Below are 10,381 nucleotides of genomic sequence, written 5' to 3' on the forward strand. Positions count from 1 at the left end.
CACTTATAGTGGTTTTAGATTAGCCATCAGATATGTTTGAAAAATATTGATAGTGGATTGGCAATGGGAATCGTTGATACGCGTACTCCTGATTCTAAGCGTTTTATTTCTGGGGTTACAGGTGATTGGGAAGTCATCATTGGCATGGAGGTCCATGCGCAAATTATATCAAATTCAAAACTTTTTTCAGGTGCATCAACAGAATTTGGTGCAGAGCCAAATAATCACGTGTCACTTGTGGATGCTGCGATGCCTGGCATGTTGCCTGTTCTTAATCAAGAATGTGTTCGTCAAGCAGTTCGAACTGGTTTGGGATTAAAGGCGCGTATTAATCTGAAATCTGTTTTTGATCGGAAGAATTATTTTTATCCAGATTTACCGCAAGGATATCAAATTTCTCAATTTCGTTATCCAATTGTAGGAGAGGGGAAGATTATCATATCTGTTGGTCCAGATTCGAATGGTCAGTTTGAAGATATTGAAGTTGGGATTGAGAGATTACACCTTGAGCAGGATGCTGGAAAATCCATGCATGATCAGCATCCAACAATGTCTTTTGTGGATCTTAATCGTTCTGGTGTTGCTCTTATGGAAATTGTTTCTAAACCAGATATGCGCTCAGCAGATGAAGCTAAAGCCTATATGACAAAATTGCGTACGATTGTCCGTTATTTGGGAACTTGCGATGGCAATATGGATGAGGGCTCCATGCGGGCGGATGTTAACGTATCAGTTCGTCGTCCTGGTGAGAGTTTTGGAACACGTTGCGAGATAAAAAATGTGAATTCTATTCGCTTTATTGGCCAAGCGATTGAGTATGAGACTCGCCGTCAAATCGCGATTTTAGAAGATGGTGGTGTTATAGATCAAGAAACTAGGCTTTTTGATGCGGCGAAAGGGGAAACGCGGTCTATGCGCTCAAAGGAAGAAGCGCATGACTATCGTTATTTTCCTGATCCTGATCTTTTGCCATTGGAATTCGATCAAGCATTTGTAGATGCTTTGGCGGCTGAGTTGCCTGAATTGCCTGATGATATAAAAATACGTTTTATTAATGAGATGGGATTAACAGCATATGATGCCTCCATTCTTGTAACAGAAAAAGCCATTGCTGGTTATTTTGAAAAAGTAGCATATGGGCGTGATGGAAAAACTGTTGCCAATTGGGTAATTAATGATCTTTTGGGTGCTTTAAATAAAGATAATCGTGCAATTGAAGAGACACCAGTATCACCGGATCAATTGGGAGGCATTATTGATCTTATTAAGGAAGGGACTATTTCTGGAAAAATTGCCAAAGACCTTTTTGAAATTATTTGGCATGAAGGCGGGGATCCGCGTCAGATTGTAGAGGAGCGCAATATGAAGCAGGTAACAGATACAGAGGCTATAGAAAGAGCTGTTGATGAAATTATGGCCAATAATTCTGATAAAGTTGCTCAAGCAAAACAAAAACCTGCTTTAGCTGGTTGGTTTGTTGGGCAGGTCATGAAAACAACAGGTGGTAAGGCAAATCCTCAAACTGTTAATGAATTGGTTAAACTGAAACTTGGCATAGGTTAGTATTATGGGGTGGAGAAAAATCCGTAAATATGATATTTTCTTGGAGTTGAGGAATACGAGTTTGAAATTTTGATATCAAATAAAATTCTGATTGAGTTTACAGGTGGTTTTTGTCTCTAAGTAATTTCAAGCGTCATAACAGGTCTATTCCAATGGTTGGTTTTGTAGGTGTGCTAAGAAATGGAATAAAAGATGGCTAGTGTTTTTAAACAAGTTTTTACGTGGTGGAATGGAAATACTATCAATACGCGCTTTTTTACGTGGTGTAAAGGCAAGCGTGTAGGGGAGGACCAGTTTGGGAATATTTATTATGAAGGTGGTTATCATAAAGATGGTTATCTGCGCCGTTGGGTTATTTATAAAGATTATTCTGAAGCGTCTACTATTCCACCAGGTTGGCATGGTTGGATTCATCATCGCTGCGATATTCCACCTACGCAGGAGAATTATCAGCCATATGAATGGGAAAAGCCCCATGTTGCTAACATGACAGGGACAGGTGCAGCTTATCGACCAAAGGGCTCGATCGTTCATAAAAATGAGCGTTCCTCTACACATGAAGACTATGATGCATGGTCACCTAAAAAATGAAGTTTTTTAGTGCGTGAGTGTATTTTTTCTTAGTTTTCGCTATTTTTAGTTAGAATTGTTTTTTATATGCGATTGATTTGAGATTATGATTTTTTTTTTACTGCCAAGGTTAAGGCACATTTTTTGTGCTTGTTTTATAGGAATTGGAGTGATTTTATCTTCAAAGGGTGGGGTGCAGGCTGAACGTATTAGCAATGGAATTGCTGTTTTTGCAGGTCTTGATAAAATCACTGCTCGAACTACGCGTTTTGAAGTTTCTCTTGGTGAAATTTATCAATACGGTGCTTTGCAGGTGACACCACGAGCATGCTATACGAGTTCTAAGGATGAGCCGACTCGTACAACTGGTTTTGTTGAAGTGAACGAGGTGACATTAGATAAAAAAATACGGCGTATTTTTACAGGATGGATGTTTGCAGATAGTCCTGGCTTAAATGCTGTAGAACATCCTATTTATGACGTGTGGTTAAAAGATTGTAAGCAGAATTCTCAAAATCTGCCTCTTCAATGATTTGTTATATAAAACTATTACTGGAATCAGCTTATTATTTTTTATAAATCTTTCATAAAATTATCTTTTAAAATTATAGCAGTAGCGGGTTAAATCAAAAATTTATTAATATTTTTACTTTCTCGTCTCTAGGCAGTTTCTCTACTTTACATTTATGATGATTCTTGTGAAGATACTAACTATAAAATTGCTAAATTATCAGGTGTCATTTTTATAAAGAAAAAAGATAAATGAGATAATGAGCTTTGTTCTAACAACGGTTTTGTTTTTTCATTTTGATTGATCTGTGCGCTAAAGAGTTTAATAATCAAGATGTAGTTTTAGCTAATTTAAACAATCTTAAGTTTAAGTTTTGCATGGTGCAGGAATTTTGTGGGTGATATTTTTCATATCCGTTTTTTTGAAAATTTTTTGGATAGGATATAAAAATCTTTGGCTTTATGAGTAAAAATCGGAAAATTGTAAATTAAAGGGTTTGGTTTTTCATTATTTAAATTGATATATTTATTGTGCAAAAAAACTATCAATTTTGTAAAGTGTACGAGATTTTATACAATGGAAGATGCTAACTACCAATTTAATAATGCTTCTTTGCTACCAAAACAGCCTAGGGAACCATTTTTGAATATTCCATTGACTATAATTATTGTGATAGTATTTTGTTTTTGTATTTATTGCGTTACCCAGTATTTTTTTTCTGATGAGCTCTATATTGAAAGTCTTGATTTTTTTTCATTTACACCAGTGTTATTCAAAGCTGCGCCTTTAGCATTTTCTCATACTATTATGAGTTATTCATTTATACATGGGAGTTTTGAACATACTGCTATTAATATGGTTTGGCTTTTAGTTTTTGGGTCTCCTTTGGTAAGACATTTTGGAAGTTTACGTTTTTTAGTTTTTTGGGTCTTAACAGCAGCTATTTCTGCGTTGACTTATTTTGCGTTTCATCAAAACAGTATAGCGTCGCTTGTTGGGGCTTCGGGTGCAGTTTCTGGAATGATGGGTGCTATTGCACGTTATGGTTTTTCCCCTGTTCATTTTTGTGTCAATACGCAAAATGGGAGATTTTTTGGGCCTTTGTGGTCGGTTAAAAAAACACTTTGTTCCAAGACTGTTCTTGTTTATGTTTGTGTATGGCTGATGATTAATTTCATTATAGGTATTTTTTCCTCTTTATTTGAAAGGGATGATATTTCAATTGCGTGGGAGGCCCATATTGGTGGGCTTATTTCGGGATTTTTGTTGGTTGGTTTTTTTGACGTTTCGCGCGGTAAAATAAAGATTACCCTCTAAGATATTTATGAGTCGCATAGAGCGCTATTGTTGCTGCGTTTGAAACGTTTAACGATTTAATATTTCCAGGCATATCAAGGCGTGTTAATGCACAAACGGTTTCACGTGTTTTTTTGCGTAAGCCTTTACCTTCTGCTCCTAGAACAAGAGCAATTTTTTCTCCTGTTAATGTTTTTTCGAGAGGGTGATCGCCTTCTGAATCAAGTCCAAAACTAATAAAGCCTGCTTTGTGGAGTTCTTGGAGCGTTTCTGCGAGGTTTCGTACGGTGATATAATGAATCATCTCCAAAGCTCCGGATGCGGCTTTAGCAAGAACGCCACTTTCTTGGGGAGAGTGGCGACAAGTTGTAATAAGTGCCTCAGCTTTAAATGCGACTGCAGAACGCATAATAGCACCGACATTATGTGGATCAGTAATTTTATCCATTAGAATGACAAGATTAGTGTTTGTTAGTTCGGACAATTGGCACGGCTTGAGGGGTTCAGTTTCCAAAACAATACCTTGATGAACTGCATCACTTCCAACGAGCGAATCAAGTTGTTTGGGTGAGCATAATGTGATCGAACATGGTAAATCTGCTTCGAGTACATTTAATCGTTTTAAGGCATTTGGTGTGATATAGAGACGTTCAAAAACTCTTTTAGGATTTTTTAAAGCTGCATGAACGGAATGAAAACCATAAAGATGGATTATTGCATGTCTCACGGGAACAACTTTCTGTTTCATGCGCGCTGCAGGTAGAAAAGGAAAGCTTTTTTTGTCGTGAGATCGACGCTGTAAGCGAGTATAGTGAAAACTTTTCGATATTTTTTCTCTCATATCCTCTTTATAGCGCGTTAATAACAAAAGTAGAGAGAAAAAAGCTGTGGTTTGAAATTATTAGCAAAAAATTTGTACGGAATCGTATTTATTCTGTTGACAGATACGATAGTAATCGGCATAACCACCAGGAGACTAATTTGAAATGGGTAATCAAAATTTCTGTTGTCGTGATGCTTTATCATGCAGCTTTTCCGGTGTAATGGAGGGGTGCCCGAGTGGTTAAAGGGGGCGGACTGTAAATCCGTTGCGTATGCTACGTTGGTTCGAATCCAACCCCCTCCACCATTCATCGAAAGAGAGGTGTTATGTGTTGCGGGTATAGCTCAATGGTAGAGCAGCAGCCTTCCAAGCTGAATATGCGGGTTCGATTCCCGCTACCCGCTCCAAATGATTGTTAATACAGTGTAATTGTTGATGATTAGGCAAGTGAGCATGATGGGAGAGTGTTTCCATCGTAAATTGGGTGGGGTCTTCCGTCTAAGAGTTGTGATGGCCGGATTGATCTATCAATCTGGTTTAATTTAGTTCTGCAGATCTGTTTCTAGGTGCTAAGAAAACAAGAGATTAACAGCAATGGCAAAGAGCAAATTTGAACGCACAAAACCGCATGTTAATATTGGTACGATTGGTCACGTTGACCATGGAAAGACCTCATTGACAGCAGCGATTACGAAATATTTTGGTGAATTTAAAGCTTATGACCAAATTGATGCGGCACCTGAGGAGCGTGCGCGTGGAATTACTATTTCTACAGCGCATGTTGAATATGAAACAGAGAAGCGGCATTATGCACATGTTGATTGTCCAGGTCATGCGGATTATGTGAAGAACATGATCACAGGCGCAGCGCAAATGGATGGTGCGATTTTGGTTGTTTCTGCTGCTGATGGTCCTATGCCTCAGACACGTGAGCATATTCTTCTTGCGCGTCAGGTTGGTGTTCCAGCGATTGTTGTTTTTCTCAATAAGGTTGATCAGGTTGATGATGATGAGCTTTTGGAGCTTGTTGAACTTGAAATTCGGGAGCTATTATCAAAATATGATTTTCCAGGAGACGATATTCCGATCGTTAAAGGTTCTGCTTTGGCAGCACTTGAAGATAAAGATAAAAGCATTGGTGAAGATGCGGTTCGTCTTTTGATGAGTGAAGTTGATAATTACATACCGACGCCTGAGCGTCCTGTTGATCAACCATTTTTGATGCCAATTGAAGATGTTTTTTCGATTTCGGGTCGTGGGACTGTTGTGACGGGTCGTGTTGAGCGCGGTATCATTAAAGTTGGTGAAGAAGTTGAGATTATCGGCATTCGTCCAACTTCTAAGACGACAGTTACAGGGGTTGAAATGTTCCGCAAGCTTTTGGATCAGGGGCAAGCGGGTGATAATATTGGAGCGCTACTTCGTGGTATTGATCGTGAAGGGATTGAGCGTGGACAAGTTTTGGCGAAGCCTGCTTCGGTTACACCTCATACAAGGTTTAAAGCGGAGGCTTACATTTTGACGAAAGATGAAGGTGGTCGTCATACTCCATTTTTCACGAATTATCGCCCTCAGTTTTACTTCCGTACCACAGATGTGACGGGGATTGTTACGCTTCCGGAGGGTACAGAAATGGTTATGCCTGGTGATAATGTTGCTATGGATGTCTCTCTGATTGTTCCGATTGCCATGGAAGAAAAACTTCGTTTTGCTATTCGTGAAGGGGGTCGTACTGTTGGTGCAGGTATCGTTTCTAAGATCATTGAGTAAATAATGGTTGTTACATTATTGAAGGTGTATTAAAGATATTTTAATTTTGAGAGTTAGGGGTATAGCTCAGTTGGTAGAGCGGCGGTCTCCAAAACCGCAGGTCGCGGGTTCAAGCCCTGCTGCCCCTGCCAGGACAGTTAGGTTTTTAATTGTTGAGGGGGTAGATTTTAGCCTTTTTTTCTTTATTTTTGTGTGGGGCTTGTTTTTTTGTACGTGAATCGGTATTGAGTAGAGAATGAGAAAACTGTATAAGGTTAAAGATTAGCCTTTTGCATTTTTATCGTTTTTATTTTGTTGTATAAATCACAATAAGGTTAGAAAGAGTATAGTGTGACTGATGCCATCTAAAACCAATCCCGTTACCTTTTTAAAGCAAGTTTATGCAGAAACAGTTAAGGTGAAATGGCCAACCCGTCGTGAAACAGTGATCTCTGTTTTCATGGTGTTATTGGTGACGTCATTAGCTTCAGCTTTCTTTTTTATTGTGGATCAGGTTATGCATTTTAGTGTTTGGCATGTTATTGATCTTCTGAAATACCTTTTTAGTTGATAGTGCAAGGAAGTGTGACTGTGGCTGCTCGTTGGTATATTGTTCAAGCGTATTCGAATTTTGAAAAGAAAGTAGCGGAAGCTATTGATAAGGAGGCGAAGCAAAAAGGACTTGATCATTTATTTGAGAAGATCTTTGTTCCGACGGAGCGTGTTATTGAAGTTCGTCGTGGTCGTAAGGTTGATGCTGAGCGAAAGTTTTTTCCTGGTTATGTTCTTGTTTGCGCTGAGTTGACGGATGAGGTTTATCATCTCATTAAGAATACGCCTAAAGTGACAGGTTTTTTGGGTTCGGATTCGCGTCCTGTTCCGATTTCTGATCGAGAAGCTGAGCAAATTCTTAGACAAGTTCAGGAAGGGGTTGAGTCTCCGAAGTCCTCCGTATTGTTTGAAGTTGGAGAACAGGTTCGTGTTGCTGATGGCCCTTTTGTTTCGTTTAATGGAGTTGTTCAAGAGGTTGAGGAAGAGCGCTCTCGTCTTAAGGTAGAGGTGTTGATTTTTGGGCGTCCTACGCCTGTTGATTTGGAGTTTAATCAGGTTGAAAAGCTCTGATTAAACGTGGGGTGGTTTTAATCACCTTAGGTAACTGGTGGGAGGTGAGTTATGGCTTTTGTCGGCTTAACAATCCGAACCACTTAAACTGCAGAGGGTAGCCGGCGAGATGATTTGTCGGCTTACCGATTGAGATTGAAGGCAGATTGTTATGGCAAAAAAAAGTATAGGCCAGCTGAAGTTGCAGGTTCCTGCGGGGGCGGCTACTCCGTCTCCACCAATTGGTCCTGCCCTTGGTCAGCGTGGTATTAATATTATGGAATTCTGTAAGGCGTTTAATGCGGCTACACAGGAAATGGAAAAGGGGGCACCAATTCCCGTAATTATTACTTATTACCAAGATAAGTCTTTCACATTTTCTCTAAAGACGCCTCCTGTATCGTTTTTCTTGAAGAAGGAAGCAAATTTGAAATCTGGTTCAAAAGAGCCTGGTAAAGTCTCTATAGGGAGTATTTCTCGCGATAAAATTCGTTCAATTGCACAAGCAAAGATGAAGGATCTTAACGCAAATAACATTGAAGCAGCGATGCGCATGGTAGAAGGTTCTGCTCGCTCTATGGGCTTGGAAGTGGTGGGCTAATGTTATGGGAAAAATAGCAAAAAGAATAAAAAATATCCGTAAAGATATTAATTTCAATAAGCTTTACACTTTAAAAGATGCTGTTTCGATGGTTAAAGAGCGCGCAGTTGCTAAGTTTGATGAAACAATAGAAATTTCAATGAACTTAGGGGTTGATCCTCGCCATGCAGATCAAATGGTGCGAGGTGTTGCTCATTTACCTAATGGAACTGGACGCAATGTTCGAGTTGCTGTTTTTGCCCGTGGGGATAAGGCCGAAGAAGCTAAGGCCGCTGGTGCAGATATTGTGGGTGCTGAAGATTTGTTTGAAAGCATTAATGGTGGAGCTATTGATTTTGATCGTTGTATTGCAACGCCGGATATGATGCCTCTTGTCGGGCGTCTTGGTAAGATTCTGGGGCCACGGAATTTGATGCCAAATCCAAAAGTTGGTACTGTAACACTTGATGTTTCTGGTGCTGTTAAAGATTCTAAAGGTGGTGTTGTTGAGTTTCGTGTTGAAAAAGCTGGTATTGTGCATGCTGGTATTGGTAAGGCTTCTTTTGGAGTTGAGAAGATAGTAGAGAATATTAAAGCTTTTGCTAGTGCGGTTATTAAAGCTAAGCCGCAAGGTGCAAAAGGTGAATATATTAAGCGTGTTGCGGTTTCTTCTACTATGGGGGTTGGAATTAAAGTTGATCCTACGACTGTTCGTTCAGAGTAGGTATGAGCAGATTTATCATTTTATTTTGGGGTATGTGAATAATCAAAAATACATTTAAAGTGTCGGTTTTTGTCGACATTTTGCTATCTAAGCTTTATTGAGCTTGGGTTATAACGGAAGAAATTCCGCAATATCCTGTCCGAGATTGTGGGTGATACTGTTTAAGTATCTTAATCAATAAAAAGCCTTCATGAGACTGGGGTAAGAACTGTAGAGTTTAAAGACTTAAAGGGTTTGAGCCAGGGTTACCTTTGATCGTTGTGCGTGAAAAAGGGGACAGGATCCTCATCGATAACATAAAGTATTTTATGTTATCATAAGGTAACCAACAGATTTTTTAAGCAAATCTGTTAAATGGAGAGAGACAGTGAATAGAGCGGAAAAACGCGAATTTGTTACATGGCTTAATGAGGCTTTTCAAAAGTCTGGTTCTGTTATCGTTGCACATTATTCCGGTCTGACGGTTTCACAGATGAACGACCTTCGTTCGAAAATGGGTGAAGCTGGCGGTGCCATTAAAGTCGCCAAAAATCGTCTTGCTAAAATTGCTCTTCAGGGCACGGAATCTGAATCGATAGTAGATTTGTTTAGTGGGCAGACACTTATCGCTTATTCAGAAGATCCAATTACGGCACCGAAAATTGCTGTTGATTTTGCGAAAGCCAATGACAAATTTATCATCCTTGGTGGTTCAATGGGTGCAACAAGTTTGAGTGTAGATGCTGTGAGGTCTTTAGCTTCATTGCCTTCATTAAATGAGTTACGGTCTAAACTCGTTGGTATGATTTCTACCCCTGCAACTCGTATCGCACAGGTTGTTAATGCTCCTGCTGGTAAGATTGTACGTGTTATTGGCGCATATGCTCAGGAGGGTAAGGCAGCTTAGAGCTGTTTTGTGCTCATGGTGATAGAAGAGTTATGATGCTTTTCTGTTTTTTAAATAAGTTCTAAACAATGGTTTAAATCTTTTAATTTAAAGGAATTTTAAAATGGCTGATCTAGCGAAGATCGTAGAAGACCTTTCTAACCTAACCGTTTTGGAGGCTGCTGAACTTTCTAAGTTACTTGAAGAAAAATGGGGAGTTTCGGCTGCCGCTCCTGTGGCTATTGCTGCTGTTGCTGGTACTGCTGCTCCTGTTGCTGAAGAAAAAACAGAATTTGATGTTATTCTTGTTGAAGGTGGTGCGCAGAAAATTAATGTCATTAAGGAAGTTCGTGCTCTTACAGGGCTTGGTCTTAAAGAAGCTAAAGATCTGGTGGAGGGGGCGCCCAAACCTATTAAAGAGGGTGCTTCTAAGGATGAGGCAGAAAAAATTAAATCTCAGCTTGAAGCTGCTGGTGCTAAAGTTGAACTTAAATAAATTTGATTTTATCGGCGGGCCTTTATGTTCGCCGATTTTCTTTCTCCTGAAAGAGGAAAGGTGATTAATACAGCCCTTTTTCCTAACAGTTCAATAGCTGTCG

At 39.5% G+C, this 10,381-nt stretch carries 12 protein-coding genes and 3 tRNA genes; 14 read left to right on the top strand and 1 reads right to left on the bottom strand.

What is annotated here, in order from left to right; translation table 11 throughout:
• Positions 1–63 precede the first annotated feature (63 nt).
• The 4 genes from gatB (at position 64) to O9A_RS04015 (ending at position 3,961) form a co-directional block, all read left to right on the top strand.
• Positions 64–1,563: an Asp-tRNA(Asn)/Glu-tRNA(Gln) amidotransferase subunit GatB gene (gene gatB, locus O9A_RS04000; RefSeq protein ID WP_034459013.1), complete on the top strand. Its 1,500-nt coding sequence runs from the start codon at positions 64–66 to the stop codon at positions 1,561–1,563.
• Between the two features lie 192 nt (positions 1,564–1,755).
• Positions 1,756–2,154, top strand: a complete 399-nt coding sequence (locus O9A_RS04005) for an NADH:ubiquinone oxidoreductase subunit NDUFA12 (protein ID WP_034459015.1) — start codon at positions 1,756–1,758, stop codon at positions 2,152–2,154.
• Positions 2,155–2,239: 85 nt separating this feature from the next.
• A complete protein-coding gene (locus O9A_RS04010) occupies positions 2,240–2,665 on the top strand; it encodes a DUF2155 domain-containing protein (RefSeq protein ID WP_195890918.1) in 426 nt (141 codons plus the stop codon).
• Positions 2,666–3,220: 555 nt separating this feature from the next.
• Positions 3,221–3,961, top strand: a complete 741-nt coding sequence (locus tag O9A_RS04015) for a rhomboid family intramembrane serine protease (RefSeq protein WP_034459018.1) — start codon at positions 3,221–3,223, stop codon at positions 3,959–3,961.
• On the opposite strand, the gene O9A_RS04020 is transcribed toward O9A_RS04015, so the two are convergent.
• Positions 3,951–4,781 carry a TrmH family RNA methyltransferase gene (locus O9A_RS04020; RefSeq protein ID WP_034459021.1) on the bottom strand — a complete coding sequence of 277 codons (831 nt, stop codon included), beginning with the start codon at positions 4,779–4,781 and terminating at the stop codon, positions 3,951–3,953. The two genes, O9A_RS04015 and O9A_RS04020, sit on opposite strands and share 11 nt — an antisense overlap.
• Before the next feature lie 204 nt (positions 4,782–4,985).
• Here O9A_RS04020 and O9A_RS04025 point away from each other — a divergent pair.
• The 10 genes from O9A_RS04025 to rplL all read left to right on the top strand — a co-directional run bounded on the left by O9A_RS04025 (position 4,986) and on the right by rplL (position 10,278).
• Positions 4,986–5,069 (top strand) — tRNA-Tyr (locus O9A_RS04025).
• A 27-nt stretch (positions 5,070–5,096) separates the two neighbouring features.
• Positions 5,097–5,170 (top strand) — tRNA-Gly (locus O9A_RS04030).
• A 187-nt stretch (positions 5,171–5,357) separates the two neighbouring features.
• Complete coding sequence (gene tuf / locus O9A_RS04035; protein WP_034459023.1) at positions 5,358–6,533, top strand: elongation factor Tu; 1,176 nt, start codon at positions 5,358–5,360, stop codon at positions 6,531–6,533.
• A 55-nt stretch (positions 6,534–6,588) separates the two neighbouring features.
• Positions 6,589–6,664, top strand: a tRNA-Trp gene (locus O9A_RS04040).
• Between the two features lie 206 nt (positions 6,665–6,870).
• Complete coding sequence (gene secE, locus O9A_RS04045; RefSeq protein ID WP_034459026.1) at positions 6,871–7,083, top strand: preprotein translocase subunit SecE; 213 nt, start codon at positions 6,871–6,873, stop codon at positions 7,081–7,083.
• 20 nt (positions 7,084–7,103) lie between these two features.
• Positions 7,104–7,634: a transcription termination/antitermination protein NusG gene (gene nusG / locus O9A_RS04050; RefSeq protein WP_034459028.1), complete on the top strand. Its 531-nt coding sequence runs from the start codon at positions 7,104–7,106 to the stop codon at positions 7,632–7,634.
• Positions 7,635–7,785: 151 nt separating this feature from the next.
• Positions 7,786–8,214: a 50S ribosomal protein L11 gene (gene rplK / locus O9A_RS04055; protein WP_034459031.1), complete on the top strand. Its 429-nt coding sequence runs from the start codon at positions 7,786–7,788 to the stop codon at positions 8,212–8,214.
• Positions 8,215–8,218: 4 nt separating this feature from the next.
• Positions 8,219–8,917, top strand: a complete 699-nt coding sequence (gene rplA / locus O9A_RS04060; protein ID WP_034459033.1) for a 50S ribosomal protein L1 — start codon at positions 8,219–8,221, stop codon at positions 8,915–8,917.
• Between the two features lie 367 nt (positions 8,918–9,284).
• Positions 9,285–9,803 (top strand): 50S ribosomal protein L10, encoded by a 519-nt coding sequence (rplJ, locus tag O9A_RS04065; protein WP_034459034.1) that lies wholly within the window; start codon positions 9,285–9,287, stop codon positions 9,801–9,803.
• A 103-nt stretch (positions 9,804–9,906) separates the two neighbouring features.
• Positions 9,907–10,278: a 50S ribosomal protein L7/L12 gene (gene rplL, locus O9A_RS04070; protein ID WP_034459036.1), complete on the top strand. Its 372-nt coding sequence runs from the start codon at positions 9,907–9,909 to the stop codon at positions 10,276–10,278.
• Positions 10,279–10,381: the final 103 nt, after the last annotated feature.

This window comes from Bartonella koehlerae C-29 (genome assembly GCF_000706625.1).
GTDB lineage: Bacteria > Pseudomonadota > Alphaproteobacteria > Rhizobiales > Rhizobiaceae > Bartonella > Bartonella koehlerae.